At 66.5% G+C, this 17,973-nt stretch carries 16 protein-coding genes; 8 read left to right on the forward strand and 8 right to left on the reverse strand.

Features of this window, described 5'->3' with window-relative positions:
* Window positions 1-4: 4 nt before the first annotated feature.
* The 4 genes from ACFPAH_RS13755 to ACFPAH_RS13770 all read right to left on the reverse strand — a co-directional run bounded on the left by ACFPAH_RS13755 (window position 5) and on the right by ACFPAH_RS13770 (window position 4,663).
* Entirely contained in the window at window positions 5-1,534 is a 1,530-nt protein-coding gene (locus ACFPAH_RS13755) for an ABC transporter ATP-binding protein (RefSeq protein ID WP_379746264.1), read from the reverse strand.
* Window positions 1,535-1,627: 93 nt separating this feature from the next.
* Window positions 1,628-2,623, reverse strand: a complete 996-nt coding sequence (locus tag ACFPAH_RS13760) for a BMP family lipoprotein (RefSeq protein ID WP_379746267.1) — start codon at window positions 2,621-2,623, stop codon at window positions 1,628-1,630.
* A 399-nt stretch (window positions 2,624-3,022) separates the two neighbouring features.
* Complete coding sequence (locus ACFPAH_RS13765; protein ID WP_379746270.1) at window positions 3,023-3,904, reverse strand: alpha/beta hydrolase; 882 nt, start codon at window positions 3,902-3,904, stop codon at window positions 3,023-3,025.
* 219 nt (window positions 3,905-4,123) lie between these two features.
* On the reverse strand, window positions 4,124-4,663 hold the full coding sequence (locus ACFPAH_RS13770) for a DUF2231 domain-containing protein (protein WP_379746273.1): 540 nt from the start codon (window positions 4,661-4,663) through the stop codon (window positions 4,124-4,126).
* A 174-nt stretch (window positions 4,664-4,837) separates the two neighbouring features.
* Here ACFPAH_RS13770 and ACFPAH_RS13775 point away from each other — a divergent pair, with 174 nt between their 5' ends.
* A complete protein-coding gene (locus ACFPAH_RS13775) occupies window positions 4,838-5,140 on the forward strand; it encodes a YciI-like protein (protein ID WP_379746528.1) in 303 nt (100 codons plus the stop codon).
* 81 nt (window positions 5,141-5,221) lie between these two features.
* Here the strand turns inward: ACFPAH_RS13775 and ACFPAH_RS13780 are convergent, their stop codons facing one another.
* Entirely contained in the window at window positions 5,222-6,412 is a 1,191-nt protein-coding gene (locus tag ACFPAH_RS13780; RefSeq protein ID WP_379746276.1) for an SMP-30/gluconolactonase/LRE family protein, read from the reverse strand.
* Window positions 6,413-6,687: 275 nt separating this feature from the next.
* Between ACFPAH_RS13780 and ACFPAH_RS13785 the strand changes: the two genes are divergently transcribed.
* The 3 genes from ACFPAH_RS13785 to pcp are packed head-to-tail and all read left to right on the forward strand — an operon-like array spanning window position 6,688 to window position 8,994.
* Window positions 6,688-7,380 (forward strand): DUF969 domain-containing protein, encoded by a 693-nt coding sequence (locus tag ACFPAH_RS13785; RefSeq protein ID WP_379746279.1) that lies wholly within the window; start codon window positions 6,688-6,690, stop codon window positions 7,378-7,380.
* Entirely contained in the window at window positions 7,377-8,336 is a 960-nt protein-coding gene (locus ACFPAH_RS13790; RefSeq protein WP_379746282.1) for a DUF979 domain-containing protein, read from the forward strand. Before ACFPAH_RS13785 ends, ACFPAH_RS13790 begins: the two co-directional genes overlap by 4 nt.
* A gap of 13 nt (window positions 8,337-8,349) precedes the next feature.
* A complete protein-coding gene (pcp, locus tag ACFPAH_RS13795) occupies window positions 8,350-8,994 on the forward strand; it encodes a pyroglutamyl-peptidase I (protein WP_379746285.1) in 645 nt (214 codons plus the stop codon).
* 192 nt (window positions 8,995-9,186) lie between these two features.
* On the opposite strand, the gene ACFPAH_RS13800 is transcribed toward pcp, so the two are convergent.
* Genes ACFPAH_RS13800 through ACFPAH_RS13810 form a run of 3 tightly spaced genes read right to left on the reverse strand, consistent with a single transcriptional unit; the run spans window position 9,187 to window position 12,163 of the window.
* Window positions 9,187-10,089, reverse strand: coding sequence for a LysR family transcriptional regulator (locus ACFPAH_RS13800; RefSeq protein WP_379746531.1), 903 nt, complete (start codon window positions 10,087-10,089; stop codon window positions 9,187-9,189).
* Window positions 10,090-10,099: 10 nt separating this feature from the next.
* The gene (locus ACFPAH_RS13805; RefSeq protein ID WP_379746288.1) at window positions 10,100-11,026 is read right to left on the reverse strand and encodes a pseudouridine-5'-phosphate glycosidase; all 927 of its coding nucleotides are present in this window, start codon (window positions 11,024-11,026) and stop codon (window positions 10,100-10,102) included.
* 39 nt (window positions 11,027-11,065) lie between these two features.
* Window positions 11,066-12,163: a carbohydrate kinase gene (locus tag ACFPAH_RS13810; RefSeq protein ID WP_379746291.1), complete on the reverse strand. Its 1,098-nt coding sequence runs from the start codon at window positions 12,161-12,163 to the stop codon at window positions 11,066-11,068.
* A 361-nt stretch (window positions 12,164-12,524) separates the two neighbouring features.
* Between ACFPAH_RS13810 and xapA the strand changes: the two genes are divergently transcribed.
* From xapA to ACFPAH_RS13830, 4 genes are read left to right on the forward strand one after another with little or no spacing between them, the layout of a single operon-like run.
* Window positions 12,525-13,379: a xanthosine phosphorylase gene (xapA, locus tag ACFPAH_RS13815; protein WP_379746294.1), complete on the forward strand. Its 855-nt coding sequence runs from the start codon at window positions 12,525-12,527 to the stop codon at window positions 13,377-13,379.
* Window positions 13,380-13,394: 15 nt separating this feature from the next.
* Entirely contained in the window at window positions 13,395-14,588 is a 1,194-nt protein-coding gene (locus ACFPAH_RS13820; RefSeq protein WP_379746297.1) for a phosphopentomutase, read from the forward strand.
* Window positions 14,585-15,541 carry a deoxyribose-phosphate aldolase gene (gene deoC / locus ACFPAH_RS13825; protein WP_379746300.1) on the forward strand — a complete coding sequence of 319 codons (957 nt, stop codon included), beginning with the start codon at window positions 14,585-14,587 and terminating at the stop codon, window positions 15,539-15,541. The genes ACFPAH_RS13820 and deoC overlap by 4 nt, the downstream gene beginning before the upstream one ends.
* Window positions 15,542-15,559: 18 nt before the next feature.
* Window positions 15,560-17,938 carry an aldehyde dehydrogenase family protein gene (locus ACFPAH_RS13830; protein WP_379746303.1) on the forward strand — a complete coding sequence of 793 codons (2,379 nt, stop codon included), beginning with the start codon at window positions 15,560-15,562 and terminating at the stop codon, window positions 17,936-17,938.
* Window positions 17,939-17,973: the final 35 nt, after the last annotated feature.

The following is a 17,973-nucleotide window of genomic DNA, read 5'->3' on the forward strand; positions in this document are numbered from 1 at the left end:
GTGTTTAATGCTTGTGCATTCCGCCCATCAGCAGGCCGATGCGGGTGGTGTCGAATTCGTCGATATTCAGTTCGCCGGTGATGCGTCCACCCGACATGACCACGATGCGGTCGGCCAGGGCGCGCACTTCTTCCAGCTCCACCGAGACCAGCAGGATGGCGACGCCTTCGTCGCGCAGGCGCAGCAGCTGGGTGTGGATCGATTCGATGGTGCCGATGTCGACACCGCGGGTCGGCTGGCCGACCAGCATCAGTTTCGGCTGGGCCGACACTTCGCGCGCGATCACGACCTTTTGCTGGTTGCCGCCCGAGAGCAGGCCGATGCGCATGTCGGGATTGTTCGGGCGCACGTCGAAGGCCTGCAGCAGGTGGGCGCAGCGCTTGGCGATGGCGTCGAAGTCGAACAGGCCCCAGCGGTTACGCACGCGGTCTTCGTAGCCGAACACGGTATTCTGCATCACCGAAAAATCCTTGATCACGCCGTCGCGCAGGCGGTCTTCCGGCACGTGGCCGATGCCGAGCTGGCGGAAGGCGGCGGGCAGGCCGTCGGCATTCGCGCGGCGGCCGAATGGCAGGGCCTTGCCCTCGAGTTCGATGTTGCCGGAGGTCGGCAGGCGCATGCCGGCCAGGATCTCCATCAGTTCGCTCTGGCCGTTGCCCGAGACGCCGGCAATGGCGACGATTTCGCCCGCGCGCACGTTCAGGTCGATGTCGGCCAGCAGCTGGACGCCGTTCGCGTCCTGCAGCTGCAACTTGGAGACGTTCAATACCGGGGCGCCCGGCTTGAAGGGCTTGCGCGGCAGGTTGCCTTCGATCGGACGGCCCACCATCATGTTGGCCAGCTGCTCCTTCGAGGTCTCGGCGGTGGTGACGGCACCGGCCACGCGGCCGGCGCGCATCACCGTCACCTGGTCGGTGATGTCCATGATCTCCTGCAGCTTGTGGGTGATCAGGATGATGGTCTTGCCCTGGTCCTTGAACAGGCGCAGGATTTCGAACAGCGAGGCCGTTTCCTGGGCCGTCAGGACGGCGGTCGGCTCGTCGAGGATCAGGATGTTGGCGCTGCGGTAGATCTGCTTCAAGATCTCGACGCGCTGCTGGGCGCCGACCGAGAGGTCGTGGATGGTCGCCAGCGGATCGACGTCGAGGCGGTAGCGCGTGCAGATCTCGCGCAGCTTGTTTTCGACTTCCTTGCGCTTGCTGGCTAACTGGAAGCCGCCTTCGGCACCCAGCATCACGTTGTCGAGCACGGTCATGTTGTCGACCAACATGAAGTGCTGGTGCACCATGCCGATGCCGAGATCGATGGCCTCGTGGCTGGTGCGGATGGTGCGCTCCTGGCCGTCGATCAGGAGCTGGCCGCTGTCGGCGTTGTAATAGCCGTACAGGATGCTCATCAAGGTGGATTTGCCGGCGCCGTTCTCCCCGATGACGCCGTGGATCGAGCCCTTGGCGATCGAGAAGCTGACGTCAGCGTTCGCTTGCACCGGCCCGAAGGCCTTGCTGATGTTGCGAAATTCTACGGCTGGCTGCATAGCGATCAGTAGTGAAAAAGGTGAGTCATGCATTCAAAAGCGCGCCGGACCGGAAAATCCGGTGCGGCGCGCCTCTTGTGAAACGTACTTAAATTAGACCGGGCAGCGGCTGGCGGCGCGGTAGTCGATGACCTTGATCTTGCCGTTGATGATGTCGGCCTTCACGCCATTGACGCGCTTTTCCATCTCCGGGCTGACGACCTTGCGGTTGTCCTTGTCCAGCACCCAGTCCACGCCGCCTTCCTTCAGGCCCTTGTGGGTGACACCGGCTTTCCAGGTGCCGTTCTTGACCTGCATGAACGAGTCGTAGACGGCGACGTCGACGCGCTTGACCATCGAGGTCAGCATCGAGCCCGGATGCAGGTAGTTCTGGTTCGAATCGACGCCGATGGCCAGCTTGCCTTTTTCCTTGGCCATCTGCAGGGCGCCCATGCCCGAACCGCCGGCCACCGCGAACACGACGTCGGCGCCGCGGTCGAACTGCTGGCGTGCCAGCTCGCCGCCCTTGGCCGGATCGTTCCAGGCCGCGCTGGTGGTGCCGACCATGTTCTGCATGATCTCGATCTTCGGCTGCTGCGCCTTGGCGCCCTGGCCGTAGCCGCAGGCGAACGCGCGGATCAGCGGAATGTCCATGCCGCCGACAAAACCGATCTTCTTCGACTTCGAGGCCATTGCCGCGGCGACGCCGACCAGGTAGGAGCCTTCTTCTTCCTTGAACATGATCGAGTTCACGTTCGCGCCCGGCGCGATCGAGTCGATCAGGACGAATTTCACCTTCGGGAATTCCCTGGCGACCTTGGCCACGGCCTGGGTCTGCGAGAAACCGATGGCGGCGATCATGTCGACCTTCTTGCGCGCGAGACCGCGCATGACCTGCTCGGCCTGGGTATCGCTGTTGGCCTGGACTTCGATGTAGGGGATCTGCGTTTCTTTCTTGAAGCGCTCAGCGCCTTCGAAAGCGGACTGGTTGAACGATTTGTCGAACTTGCCGCCGGCGTCATAGACGATGGCCAGTTTCGGATTCGCCGCGACTGCGCCGCCGGCGACGCACAGCGCCGCAATGGTCATGCTGAGTTGCTTGAATTTCATGAATTAGCTCCTGGAATTTCGATATTGTACCCGGCGCAACGGCTGCGTTGGGGAGGGGTTACCTAGAGGCAAGGCTCAACATGCAGACTCAACTCTGACGCCGGCCGGCTGCGCGCTACGCAAGCGCCCGTTCGATGCCGTGCGGATTGTGTCAGTCCCGGACATTTCATGCGGTTACGATTTGTATCGGAGCCCTTTCGGGGAGGCGCTGCGTGCGCGGATGTCGCGTCATCGCAACAGCAAACGTCCTGAAGAAGGGCAGCCAGGGGCCATACGGTACCAGTGCAGCTCAAGCTGCCAAATATGCATCAGCCCACCAACACAAGGCAAATACGATTTTACTTGGCAATTTATTCGGTGGAAATATAAATGCCGACAACTATCGGCAAATTTTTTCCATCAAGCCACAGTTTCCAGCAATTCGGGCATGAGCTGGGGCGTGGGCAGGGGCGCGGCAAAGCGCTCGGCCAGGAAGCCCGCGATGCGTCGTTGCGTCGCTTCCAGATAAGGAATGGTCAGGTGGTTGGAGCCGGGCACGACCTCGTCGAGGATCAGGTTGGCCAGCTTCTCGCACAACTGGTCGGTATGCGAGTGGGGCACGATGTCGTCGAGCTCGGCGCGCAGCACGCAGGTCGGCACCTTCAGCGAAGGGGCGTACTTGATCGACTCGAAGCGGTGGCGCAGCATGTATTCGATCGGCATCGCGCGGAACTTGCGCTTGGCAATTGCCAGGATCGAATCGTAAGGGGTGATCAAGACCACCGAGTGCGCCGCCCGTTCCTTGGCGACCTGCACCGCCACGCCGGAGCCGAGGCTGCGGCCGACGATGGCGATGCGGCGCGCGTCGACCTGGCCCAGGCTGGCGAGCCAGTCGAACAGGGTGCAGCCATCGTCGATCATCAGGGTTTCGTCGGGAATGCCCTGGGAGTTGCCGTAACCGCGGTAATTCATCGCCAGCACGGTCATGTTCGGGAACAGGTTGCCGGCATCGCGCACGACCCACGAGACTTCTTCCGAGCGGCCGCCGAAATACAGCACGGCAGGGCGCGGGCCGGGCGTGCGCGGGGTCATCAGCCAGCCGCAGAGCCGGGTGCCGTCCTTGGCGCGCAGGACAATCGGACGGGTACGGTGGCCGGCGCTGCGCGGACTGGCCACTTCCGGGGTGATGGTCGGGTTGAACACCAGCCTGCGCTGGTTGGCGGCAACGGCAGCCGTCAGGCCCAGCCACAACACGCTGGCAAACCCTGCCATTCCCGCCGCCATTTTTTTCGAAGTGTTCATGGCGCCAGTGTAACGCGGCGTTATGAAATGTTCTGTGCGCCATATCGCCATGCATCGCAACATGGATTGTGCTCGGCGGGACAGTATGGTTTTCGCTACACGCGCATGGACCGGGCGAGCTGACCGCAGAGGCGGACGCAAGCGGCCGCGCAGGCGGCGGGGCGGCCCGGCAAGCGCCGGCCAGCGCCGCCCGGGCGCTGCCGGGCGGCCTTTCGTAGATCAGCGCGCCACCGGTCCGCCGGCCGGCATGTGCCGTTCGGCCGCGATCATGGCGCGCACCATCGTTTCGTCGCCTGGGGCCTTCAGTTCCGGTGCCTGCTGCACCGGGCTGACGCCATTCACGCGCATACCTTGCTCGTAGACGAGGCGCCCGCCGAACCAGCCCGACAGCACCACCCCGGCCGCGGCCAGCGCCGACATGGCCAGCGAGCCGCCGCGGTGGCTGTGCGTGTCGCGCCGCATGACGACATTGGCTGTGGTCAGCGCCAGCGCGCCCGCGTTCAGGAGCGCGTGGACGTTGGCGGTGCGTTTCACGTCGGTGTCGCGTTCGATCGTCATGTAGTCCATCGCGCCGGCCACGCCCGCGGCCAGCCCGCCGACCAGGCCACCCGCCAGGCTGTAATAGGAGGCGCTGGCGTAATCGTCCTTGCCGGTCGCCCGGTGCATGGCGTCGAGGATGAAACCGAAGGGAATCAGGGCGGCCGGGGCGACGACCAGCATCGGGTGCAGCGGATGGCCGGCGAGGGTGGATTTGGGCATGGCAGGATCTCCTGGCGTTGTCGGTAGGTCGAGTGAGTCTGACACAAGCCCGTGATCGCTTCCGCACCGTTAGCCCAGGCAATATCCCAGGAAATTCCGGCGCGCGTCCGGCGTGTGCGCTGGCCGGCTTCGGGTAAGATGGGCCATCTATTGCCTATCCAACAAGGACGCGCCGTGCACTTCCTGCTGACCTACGATCTCGCTCCCGATTACCTCGAACGGCGCGCCGAATTCCGCAACGCACACCTGAAGCTGGCGTGGGAGGCACAGGCGCGCGGCGAGCTGGTGCTGGCCGGGGCGCTCGACGAGCCGGTCGAGCGGGCGCTGCTGGTTTTTAACTGCGACAGCGCCGAGACGCCCCAGTTGTTCGCCGCGCGCGACCCGTATGTCACGCACGGCCTGGTACGCGCCTTTCATGTGCGCGGCTGGAACACGACGGTGGGCGACATGGCGACCACGCCGACGCGCCCGGAATAATCACGGGCTGCACGCGCCTGCAACTCCGGCACCGGCAGGCGCAGGCCGGGCGTGCCGTGCGCGGCCGCGCCCCGCGCCGGATCAGCGCGGCACCAGTTTCAACACCAGGTTCTGCGAGGTTGCCGCCAGCGTTCCTGCGCCCAGCACGGCAATGCCGCGGGGCGCGTTCAGGCCGCCCGGCAGCGGGCCGAGCACGTTGTTCTGGCTGCCGGCCACGCCGATCACCGTACTCACGGAGCCCCGGGTGTCGATGCGGCGGATGGTGCCGTTGCCGGTGTCGGCCACGAACAGGTTGCCGGCGCCGTCGATGGTCAGCCCCGCCGGGTGGCAGAAGCGTGCCGCCGCCAGCGTGCCGTCGGCGCTGCCGCATTGCCCGGCCACCCCGGCCAGGGTGCGCACCTCGCCGGCGGGCGAAATCTCGCGGATGGTGGAATTCAAGGTGTCGGCCACGTACAGGTAGCCATCCCGGTCGACTTCGATGTCCTGCGGTTCGCAGAAGCGCGCCGCGTTGCCGCGGCCGTCGCTGCTGCCGCAGGAGCCGGCCACCCCGGCAATCGTGGTGACGTTATTGGCGCGGTCGATACGGCGGATGATGTGGTTCAGGGTATCGGCCACGTACAGGTTGCCCTGGCGGTCGAGCGTGATGCCCTGCGGCGCGCAAAAGCGCGCGGCGCGCGCGTTGCCGTCGACGCTGCCGCACTGGCCGGCGGCACCGGCGAGGGTGGTGACGGCCCCGGCGGGACTGATCTCGCGGATCGTGGAGTTGCCGGTGTCGGTCACGTACAGGTTGCCGTCGGCATCGGCCTCGAGCCGGGTCGGCGTGTTGAAGCGCGCGCTCGAGCCGGCGCCATCGAGGCTGCCGATCGCACCCGTGCTGCCCGCGAGCGTGACCGCCACGCCTTGCGGCGTCACCTTGCGGATCGTCGCGCTGTTCGTTTCGGCGACGTACAGGTTGCCGTCGGGCGCGGCGACGATGCCCTCGGGGCCATCGAAACGGGCGTTCGAGCCGGAACCGTCGAGCGAGCCGCCGCATTGCGGACACAGGCCGCCGGCGATCAGGAACACGCCGGTGTCGGCGGGCGCCGGCGGCGGGCCCGGGTCGTGGTGCCGGTCGTGACCGTCGTAATCGGTGTAGCCGAAGCCGAGCGAGACGCCGCCACCGCAGGCAGCCAGCGCGGAGCACAGCAGGAAGGGGCCGAACCGGCGCGCATGGCGGGAAGCGCGGCCGGACAGGAACCGGCGCAGCAGCTGGAGGAAGGCTGGCATGGGCATGGCGTCTCCTTGGCGGTGTCAGGACATCCGGCAGGACATCCCGCTTTTTATTCTACCGAGCTTAATCAGCGCTTGCCCCGCGCATATGAGCGCGATCAAGCGTGCACGGGTGGACGTGGGGACGGCGCGACGCAGCAGCCGCCGCGCTGATCCCGGCCGTGCAAACGGCCCGCATCCGGCCGCCATCCGCGCCCGGAAAACGACGGTTTTGTTTCGCGATTGCAAGCGACCTTCGGTTACACTTGCCCGGCTATTCAATCCGAGTGAGACACCGCATGCAAACTGCCGTCAACCTGTGGCCGCTGCTGGGCGTGGCCGTCATCGCCGCCGGCTTCCTGCTGCGCGCCAATCCCGTGCTGGTCGTGGTCGCCGCCTGCGGCGTGACCGGCGCCGCGGCGGCGATGCCCTTCATGCACGTGCTCGAGTCGCTCGGCACGGCCTTCCTCAAGACCCGCAACCTGCCGCTGGTGCTGCTGCTGCCGCTGGTGGCGGTCGGCCTGCTCGAGCGCTACGGCCTGAAAGAGCACGCCATGGCCAGCATCGCGAAGATCCGCTCGGCCACCAGCGGGCGCCTGTTGATCGTCTACCTGTTCCTGCGCGAGATCTCGGCCGCCGCCGGCCTCACCAGCCTCGGCGGGCAGCCGTCGATGGTGCGCCCGCTGGTGGCGCCGCTGGCCGAAGGGGCGGCCGAGGCGCGCATCGGCAAGCTGTCCGACCGCCTGCGCTACCGCATCCGCGCGATGGCGGCGGCCACCGACAACGTCGGCCTGTTCTTCGGCGAGGACATTTTCGTGGCCTTCGGCGCGATCGTGCTGATGCAGACCATCCTGCGCGCCGAGGGCATCGAAGTCGATCCGCTGCACATGGCGCTGTGGGGCATCCCGACCGCGGTGTGCGCCTTCATCATCCACAGCTGGAACCTGCGCCGCCTGGACGCCGCGATCCGCCGCGAAGGGGCGGGCGCATGATTTTTTCGCTCGAATTGTTGTACGTGCTGGTCGGCCTGCTGCTGGCCTTCGTCGCGCTGCTGACCGTCCTCGACCGCGACCACCCGCGCCGCGTGACGTCCAGCCTGTTCTGGGGGCTGTATGCCACGGTCTATCTCGGCGGCGATGTCATGGCCCCGGCGCTGGCCGGCGCCATCATGATCGCGATGGCGCTGCTGGCCGGCTGCGGCTTCGTCAAGCCGGGCAAGCACGGCACGCTCGACGCGGACACCCGCCGCGCCAGCGCCGCGCGCCTGGGCAACCGCCTGTTCCTGCCGGCCCTGGTGATCCCGGTCGTCACGGTGCTCGGCGCCACGCTGCTCAAGGACGTGCGGATCGGCGAATGGGCGCTGTTCGACAAGGCGCACCTGACGCTCGCCAGCCTCGGCATGGGCGCGCTGCTGGCCATCGGCGCGGCCTGCTGGCTGACCCGCGCCAGCCCGCTGCAGGGCCTGCGCGAAGGACGGCGCCTGGTCGACGCCATGAGCTGGGCAGTAACGCTGCCGCACCTGCTGGCCGTGCTCGGGCTATTATTTACCGAAGCCGGGGTCGGCAAGGCCGTGGCCCAGGTAACGACGACCTGGTTCGCCGTCGACTCGCGCTTCGCGGCCGTGGCGCTGTACTGCATCGGCATGGCGCTGTTCACGATCATCATGGGCAATGGCTTTGCCGCCTTCCCCGTGATTGCGAGCGGCATCGGCGTGCCGATCCTGGTGGGGCAGTACGATGCCAATCCGGCGGTGATGGCTGCCATCGGAATGTTCAGTGCGTATTGCGGTACCTTAATGACGCCGATGGCAGCGAACTTTAATATCGTCCCCGCGGCCTTGCTGGAGTTGCCTGACAAAAACGCCGTGATCAAGGCGCAAATCCCGACGGCGCTGCCGCTGCTGGCGGCCAACATCGTCCTTCTCTACTTCCTGATGCACTTTTCCTGACCAAGCGATCGCCATGAAAAAAACTGTGCTGCTCACTGGATTCGAGCCCTTCAATGGGGCGACCATCAACCCGGCCTGGGAAGCGGTGCGTGCGCTCAAGGGCTGGAGCGGCGAGGACTTTTTCGTGGAAGTGCTGCAGCTGCCCTGCGTATTCGGCTTCGCCAACCGCGTGCTGCGCGGCGCGATCGACGAGATGAAGCCGGATGTCGTGATCTGCGTCGGCCAGGCCGGCGGGCGCGCCGACCTCACGGTGGAGCGGGTAGCGATCAATATCGACGACGCGCCGATCCTCGATAACGACCGCCAGCAGCCGGTCGACGCACCGATCGTTGCCGGCGCGCCGGCGGCGTATTTCGCGACGCTGCCGGTGAAGGCAATCGTCGCCGCCATGCGCGAGCGCGGCCTGGCCGCCTCGGTGTCGCAGACGGCCGGCACCTTCGTGTGCAACCACGTGTTTTATGGCTTGATGCACCACATCGACGGCAGCGCGATGCGGGGCGGGTTCATTCACGTGCCTTACCTGCCGGAGCAGGCGGCGGCCATCCAGGGCGCGCCGTCGATGGCGCTGGCGGAGATTGTCGAGGGGCTGCGGGTGGCGGTGGAAGTGGCGGTGCGCGGGGGGCAGGATGTCGCGTTGGCGGGTGGGGCTACCCACTGACACGTAGGGTGGGCGGCTCCACCCGGGCGCGCGGTTCAATGCGGCATGAGCGCCGCTCACGCGTTCAACGCATGGTTGAAATGACGCGAAGTTTTTGAGGCCGGTTGAACGCGTGGGCGGCGTCCCGGCCGCAAGCAGGCAAATATCCGGGTGGAGCCGCCCACCCTACGCCCCTTCGATACATCGTTGACCTCAAGCCCCGTCCGGCTTCAGGATCTTCAAGAACGCCCGCACCACCGGCGCGTCGTCCTGGCTGGTGTACGTGATGTACAGATTCGCCGACGGCGGATTGGTCCTGATCGGCAAAAACACCACGCCCGGCCAGCCGATGCGGCTGGTCGTCTCCGGCATCAGGGCTACGCCCAGGCCGGCGCCCACCATCGCCAGCAGGGTTTGCGGCTCGGCCGCTTCCTGGAAGATGGCCGGCTGGAAGCCGGCATTCACGCAGCACTGGATCAGGTAACGCGGTTCGGCCGACTGGTTCAGGTGCAGGGTCAGCATCGGCTCGTTGGCGATGTCGATCAGCTCGATCGCATCGCGCCGCGCCAGCGCGTGCTCCTTGTGGACGGCCACGCAGACGTGCTCGCGAAAGCAGAGTTCCTGGCGCAGGCTGGCCGCCTTCAGTTCCTCGTCTTCCAGGCGCGGCTCGCGCCAGAAGCCGACGTCGATCTGCTTCGAGCGCAGCGCCTCGAACTGCTGGTCGGGGCCGAGTTCGTGCAGGGTCCAGGTCACGCGCGGGAACTCGGTCTGGAAGCGCTCGAGCAGGCTCGGGATCGGGCCCCACATGGCGGAACCGACGATGCCCACGCGCAGGCGCCCGACCTCGCCGCGGTCGATCTGGCGGATGGTGTCGATCGTCATGCGCATGCGCCCCAGCAGCTCGGAAGCTTCCGCCATCAGCGCCTTGCCGGCCACGGTCAGCTCGAAGCTGCGCGTGGTGCGCGCGAACAGGCGCACCCCGAGTTCGGATTCGAGCTTCATGATCTGCTGCGAGAGCGGCGGCTGCGAGATGTGCAGCCGCTCGGCGGCGCGGCTGAAACTCTTTTCCTCGGCCACGGCGAGAAAGTACTTCAGTTGTTTCAGGTCGATCGACATGGGGCGCGCTTCAGGCAGCGTGGGCAGGATGGGCATTGAGCGCCACGGCCAGGCGCGAGCCGACCAGGGCGTTGTGCTTGACCAGCGCGATGTTGGTGGCCAGGCTGCGGCCCTCGGTCAGTTCCTTGATGCGCGCGAGCAGGAAGGGCGTGACCTGCTTGCCCGTCACGCCCTGCTGCGCCGCTTCCCCCAGGGCCTGTTCGGTGATGCGGTCGATCTCGTCCTTCGGCATCGCCGATTGCTCCGGCACCGGGTTGCTGACCACCACGCCGCCCGCCATGCCGAGCTGCCATTTGGTGCGGATGAAGTTCGCCTGGTCGGACGCAGCGTCGAGCTGGAAGTCGGCCTTGAAGCCGGACTCGCGCGTGAAAAAGGCCGGGAAGCCCGGCTGGCCGACGCTGATCACCGGCACGCCCTGCGTTTCCAGGTATTCGAGCGTCAGGCCGATGTCGAGGATGGATTTGACGCCGGCGCAGACGACGGCCACGCTGGTCTGGGCCAGCTCCTGCAGGTCGGCCGAGATGTCGAAGCTGGTTTCGGCGCCGCGGTGCACGCCGCCGATGCCGCCGGTGACGAACACTTCGATGCCGGCCAGTTGCGCGCAGATCATGGTCGCGGCCACGGTGGTCGCGCCCAGCAGGCGCTGCGACAGCACATAGGCCAGGTCGCGCCGGCTCACCTTGATGGCGTCCGGCGCCGTGCCCAGCTGCTCGAGCTGGTCTTCCGACAGCCCGATGCAGATCTTGCCGCCGATGATGGCGATCGTCGCCGGCACCGCGCCGGCGTCGCGGATGATCTGCTCGACTTCGCGCGCGGTCCGCACGTTCTGCGGGTAGGGCATGCCGTGCGAAATGATGGTCGACTCGAGGGCGACGATGGGCAGCCCGGCATTGCGGGCGGCGGCGACTTCAGGGGAAAACAGCAGGAACGATTGCATGATGGTCCAGTCAATAAGCCAGTCAATAGGCCAGTCAGGTTAATCCGGGATGAGGGCGCCGAAGGTGTCCGGCGCCAGTTGCGGGCAGACCGTCTCGCGGCAGGCGATGGTCAGCGCGGCCAGCTGCAGGCCGCGGCGGCAGGCCAGCGCCAGGTCGTTGCCGCCGCCTTGCAGCGACAGGCAGACCGCGGCGGCGAAGGAATCGCCGGCGCCGGTCACGTCGACCACTTCGGCATCGGGCGCGGCCAGGTGCTCGACACCGCCCGGGCAGGTGAACAGCACGCCGCGCGCGCCGAGGGTGACGATCACGTCCAGGGCTCCTTGCGCCTGGACCTCGCGGCAGGCTGCCGCCAGGTCGGCGTCGTTGTCCAGGGTGCGGCCGACCCGCGCGCCGAGTTCGCCCGCGTTGAGGATCAGGAGGCGCACGCCTTCGAGCGAATGCGGCAGGTGGTTCATCTTCGGCTCCGACACTGCGACCAGCACCACCGCGATACCCTCCTGCGCAGCGTCGCGCTGGAGGGTGGCGATGGCCTCCAGGGACAGGTTCAGGTCGGCCACGATCAGCGAGGCGCCGGCGCGCTGCTGCTGGCGCGTGTCGAGGAAGGCCGGGGTGATGCGGTCGTAGAGGGCCATGTCGGCCAGCGCCACCATCATCTGGCCGTCGGCGTCGAGCACCGCCGTATAGGTGCCGCTGCCGGCGCCGTCCAGCCTCAGGCAGCCGCGGGTGTCGATGCCGGCGCTCTCGGCGTGGGCGAGCAGGGCGCGTCCCGAGGAATCGTCCCCGACCGCCGTGATGAGCGCCACCGCCGCGCCCATGCGCGCCAGGTTCTCCGCGATGTTGCGGGCGACGCCGCCGAAGGATTCGGTGCCGCTTGCCGGGTTCGAGGTACCCATCAGGAGCGGGCCGCTCGCGCGCAGCTTGCGGTCGATGTTGGCCGCGCCCACGCACAGGATCGGGCGCTGGTCCGGCAGCACATAGGCGCGCCCGAGCAGGCGGCGTTCGCGCACCAAGGCAGCGATATGGCCGGCCACGGCCGAGCGCGACAAGCCGAGTTCGGCGGCGAGCTCCTGCTGCGCAATAAAAGGATTGGCGCGGATCAGCTCGTACAACTGTTCTTTTTTCGAGAGTTCAGTCACGGTCGGGCACTATTCAACAAATGTTTGTCAATGGTAGACAAATGTTTGGAGGTGGTCAACGGATATTCATCGGTCCATTGTCACCCTGGCCAGACTGTCGCGATCGCCCAACGGAGCACCACGCCAATCTACGCCGATTTATTTGCCAGTCATATAAATGAGCAAGAGAAATGGTATTTGCCATACATATCCGGGATAATGCATAGTTAGAAGAATTTTTGGCGCATCTGTCCACGCCCGGTGCCCGACTCCCGCGCCCCCGGCCGCTCCCCGACAGTCCGCACGACCGCCCTGCATCGACGCATTACCGGCCGCATTCATCGCTCACATTCATCGACCAGATTCAACAGAAGGAAAGCCCATGTCCAGCAATACCCCATTCGAAGCCGCCGACATCATCCGTGCCCGCAAGCCCGGGTTCGAGCCACGCGTGGCGATGATCCTCGGCTCCGGCCTCGGCGTCCTGGCCGAGCAGATGACGGACGCGGTCTCGATCAGCTACAGCGAACTGCCGGGCTTCCCGATCAGCACCGTGCACGGCCACGCGGGCGAACTGGTGCTGGGCACCCTGGCCGGCGTGCCGGTCGTGTGCATGAAGGGGCGCGGCCATTTTTATGAGGGCTATGGCGCCGCCGTCATGACTTCGGCCGTGCGCACCTTCAAACTGCTCGGCTGCGAGATGCTGCTGGTGACGAATGCGGCCGGCTCGCTGCGCGCGGAAGTCGACGCCGGCAGCGTCGTCGTCCTGAGCGATCACATCAACCTGCTGCCGGGCAGCCCGATGGCCGGCCCGAACGACGACCGCTTCGGCCCGCGTTTCTTCAGCATGGCCAATGCCTACGACAGCGAACTGCGCGAACTGGTGAAAGCCACCGCGGCAGACAAAGGCATCACCGTGGCCGAAGGCGTCTACCTGGCCGCCCCGGGCCCGAACTTCGAGACCGCCGCCGAAATCCGCGCCTTCCGCACGCTCGGCGCCGACGTGGTCGGCATGTCGGTGGTGCCGGAAGTGATCTCGGCACGCCACTGCGGCCTGAAAGTGGTCGGCATCTCGGCCATCACGAACCTGGCCGAAGGCCTGACCCCGTTCCCGCTCTCGCACGAGCAGACCCTGAAGTACGCGGCGATCGCCGCCAAGGACCTCGTTACCCTGATCCACTCGTTCACCGAGCGCCTGGGTTCCATCCCAGTTGTTAAAAACCCGGCTGCGGCCTAATCGATAGAGGACTTCATGTCGCGCGCATTCATTCTCCTGCTCGATTCCTTCGGCCTGGGCGCGCTGCCCGATGCCGACAAATACGGCGATGCCGGCGCCAACACCTTCGGCCACATCGCCAAGTGGGCGGCGAACGAAGGCAAGCCGATGTCGCTGCCCAACCTCGAGCGCCTGGGCCTGGCCGCCGCCGCCCACAAGGCCAGCGGCGAATGGGCCGCCGGTTTTACGCAACGCGAGGGCTTTACCGGCGCCTGGGGCGTCGCGAGGGAACAGTCGACCGGCAAGGACACGCAGAGCGGCCACTGGGAAATCGCCGGCGTGCCGGTGCTGTTCGACTGGGGCTACTTTCCGAAGACGGTGCCGTCGTTCCCGCAAGAGCTGACGGATAAACTGCAAGAGCTGACCGGCGTGCCGGGCTGGCTCGGCAACTGCCACGCCTCGGGCACCACCATCATCGACGAACTCGGCGACGAGCATGTCGCCAGCGGCAAGCCGATCCTCTACACCTCGGCCGACTCCGTGCTGCAGATCGCGGCCCACGAAGAGCATTTCGGCCTGGAGCGCCTGTATGAAGTCTGCGAAGCGGCCTATGAGCTGGTCAAGCCCTACAACATCGGCCGCGTGATCGCGCGTCCCTTCCTGGGCGCAAACGGCAAGTACAAGCGCACCGCGAACCGCCACGACTACGCCGTGCCGCCCACAGGCCCGACGCTGCTCGATCACGTCAAGAACGAAGGCGGCGAAGTCATCGCCCTCGGTAAAATCAGCGACATCTTCGCGGCCCAGGGCGTGACCCAGCTGATCAAGGGTGCCGACAACATGGCCCTGTTCGACCGCCTGGTCGAAGTGGCCGACAGCGCGCCGTCGAAGTCGCTCACGTTTGTGAATTTCGTCGACTTCGACATGCACTTCGGCCATCGCCGCGACGTTGCCGGCTACGCGAACGCGCTCCACGAGCTCGATGCGCGCCTGCCCGAATTCATGGCGAAACTGCAGGATGGCGACCTGGTCGTGATCACCGCCGACCATGGCTGCGACCCGACCGCGCCCGGTTCGGACCACACCCGCGAACACATCCCGATGATCTTCTTCGGCCCGCAGGTCGCGCCGCAGGAACTGCCGGTCGCGGAGACCTTTTCCAGCATCGGCGCCACGCTCGCGAAGCACCTCGGCGTCAAACCCCTTTCCAACGGAACCGCACTGCTATGACCCAGAACCTGGACTTCAAACGTAACACCGCCGTCGGCCTCGACCTCGGCTGGGTGAACCACATCAAGGTCAACCGCAATGCGGCCGACCGCCGCGCCGCCAGCCTGGCGAACCGCCGCACGGTCAAGAAGGAATACCAGGCCGCCTGGCTGGTGCGCGCGGTGCAGTGCATGGACCTGACCACCCTGGGCGGCGACGACACGCCGGGCCGCGTCGAGCGTCTGTGCATGAAGGCGATGCGCCCGCTGCGCGCCGACCTGATGCAGGCCTTGGGCCTGGAGTCGCTCACCACCGGCGCCGTCTGCGTGTACCACGAGATGATCCAGCCGGCCGCGAAAATCCTGCAGGGCCGCCTGCCGATCGCCGCCGTGTCGACCGCCTTCCCGGCCGGCCTGTCGAGCCTGGAAACCAAGATCCGCGAAATCGAACTGTCGGTGGCCGCCGGCGCGACCGAGATCGACATCGTCATCACCCGCCAGCACGTGCTGACCGGGAACTGGCAGGCGCTGTACGACGAGATGGTGGCCTACCGCGCCGCCTGCGGCGACGCCCACGTCAAGGCCATCCTCGCCACCGGCGACCTGGTCACGCTGGACAACGTGGCGAAAGCCTCGTGGGTCTGCATGATGGGCGGCGCCGACTTCATCAAGACCTCGACCGGCAAGGAAGGCGTCAACGCCACCATCCCGGTGTCGCTGGTGATGGTGCGCGCAATCCGCGAATACTACGAGCAGACCGGCTTCCAGGTCGGCTACAAGCCGGCCGGCGGCGTGTCTACCGCCAAGGCCGCGCTGCAATACCTGACCGTCATGAAGGAAGAGCTGGGCAACGACTGGCTGCAACCGCACCTGTTCCGCATCGGCGCATCGAGCCTGATGACCGACATCGAGCGCCAGCTCGAGCACTACGTGACCGGTGCCTACTCGGCCGCCCATCGCCACGCGCAACCTTAAACACCGAACGGATTCGTCATGCCAACAATTAACGAGATTTTGCAAACCATGGATTACGGCCCCGCACCCGAGAGCACCAAAGAAGCACAGGCGTGGCTGGACCAGCATGGACGCCGCTTCGGCCTCTTCATCGACAACGCCTGGAGCGAAGGCGCCGAGACTTTCGCCTCGAACAACCCGGCCGACGGCTCGGAACTGGCGCAGGTCACGCAAGCGACCAGCGACGACGTCAACCGCGCCGTCGAAGCCGCGCGCCGCGCGCAGCCGGGCTGGGTCGCCATGGGCGGCCACGGCCGCGCCAAGGTCATGTACGCGATCGCGCGCCTGCTGCAGCGCCACGCGCGCCTGTTCGCCGTGTTAGAGACCCTGGACAACGGCAAGACCATCCGCGAAACCCGCGATGCCGACTTGCCGCTGGCCGCACGCCATTTCTACCACCATGCCGGCTGGGCCCAGCTGCAATCGGAAGAATTCGCCGACTACCGCGCCGTGGGCGTGGTCGGCCAGATCGTGCCGTGGAACTTCCCGGTGCTGATGCTGGCATGGAAAATCGCGCCGGCGCTGGCCGCCGGCAACACCATCGTGTTTAAACCGGCCGAATACACGTCCTTGACCGCGCTGCTGTTCGCCGAGATCTGCCAGCAGGCCGGCGTGCCCGCTGGCGTGGTCAACATCGTCACCGGCGACGGCCGCGTGGGCGAAGCCATCGTGAATCACCCGGGCATCGACAAGCTGGCCTTTACCGGCTCCACCGAAGTCGGCCGCATCATCAGGAAGGCCACGGCCGGCAGCGGCAAGAAGCTGTCGCTGGAACTGGGCGGCAAGTCGCCCTTCATCGTCTTCGACGACGCCGACCTGGATGCGGCCGTCGAAGGCCTGGTCGACTCGATCTGGTTCAACCAGGGGCAGGTGTGCTGCGCCGGCTCGCGCCTGCTGGTGCAGGAGTCGGTGTACGACCGCTTCATCGCCAAAGTCAAAGTGCGCATGCAGAACCTGCGCGTCGGCTCGCCACTGGATAAATCGAACGACATCGGCGCCCTGGTCGACCCGGTCCAGCAGCAGCGCATCCACGGCCTGGTGGAAGCGGCGCGCGCCGAGGGCTGCGAAATCTGGCAACCAAGCTGCGAAGCACCGAGCGCCGGCTCCTGGTACCTGCCGACCCTGATCACCGGCGCCTCGACCTCGGCGGCTGTCGCCCAGACCGAAATCTTCGGGCCGGTGCTGGTGGCGATGAGCTTCCGCACCCCGGGCGAAGCCGTCCAACTCGCAAACAACACCGTGTATGGCCTGGCCGCCTGCGTCTGGTCGGAATCGATCTCGCTGGCGCTGGACGTTGCCCCGCAAATCAAGGCCGGCGTGGTCTGGATCAACACCGCGAACCAGTTCGACGCGGCCTGCGGTTTCGGCGGCTACAAGGAGTCCGGCTTTGGACGCGAAGGCGGCAAGGAGGGCATGTACGAGTACCTGACCCCGCTGTCGGAAGATGCACGCCCAAGCGCACCGATCGTGGCCGAAAAAGGCAAGGTACGCCAGGCCGAAGGCGGCAACCCCTTCGCCGTCGACCGCACTGCCAAGCTCTACATCGGCGGCAAGCAGGCCCGCCCTGACGGCGCCTACAGCCGCGCGATCAACGGCGCCGACGGCACCTTCCTGGCCGACGTCGGCGAGGGTAATCGCAAGGACATCCGCAACGCCGTGGAAGCCGCCCACAAGGCTGCCGGCTGGTCGAAGGCCACCGCGCACAACCGCGCGCAAGTGCTGTACTACATCGCCGAGAACCTGGCGATCCGCGCCGAGGAATTCGCTGCTCGCCTGGCCGCCATGACCGGCGTGCGCGACCCGCAGCGCGAAGTGGCCGCGTCCATCGAGCGCCTGTTCTACTGGGCCGCCTGGGCCGACAAGTACGACGGCGCTGCCCACCAGCCACCGATGCACGGCATCACCGTCGCGCTGAACGAGCCGGTCGGCGTGATCGGCGTGATCTGCCCGAACGAGAATCCGCTGCTCGGCTTCATCTCGCTGGTCGCGCCTGCGCTGGCCTTGGGTAACCGCGTCGTCGCGGTGCCGTCGGAAGCGCACCCATTGTCGGCAACGGACCTGTACCAGGTGCTCGACACCTCCGACCTGCCGGGCGGCGCGCTCAACATCGTCACCGGCTCGGCCGACGAGCTGGCGCGCACGCTGGCGACCCACGGCGACGTCGATGCCGTCTGGCGCCACGACGGTTCGGCGCAAGGTTGCGCCGAAGTCGAGCGTCTCTCGTCCGAGACCCTCAAGCGCACCTGGGTCGGCGGCGCCAAGGGCCGCGACTGGTTCGATGCGAAGCAGGCTTGCGGACGTACGGTCTTGCAGCACGCGAGCCAGGTCAAGAACGTCTGGATTCCTTACGGCGTTTGATCGCTTCAAAAAATACGGTCACGTTTGCAAGGTGA

This window comes from Massilia sp. GCM10023247 (genome assembly GCF_042653325.1).
Lineage (GTDB): Bacteria > Pseudomonadota > Gammaproteobacteria > Burkholderiales > Burkholderiaceae_D > Telluria.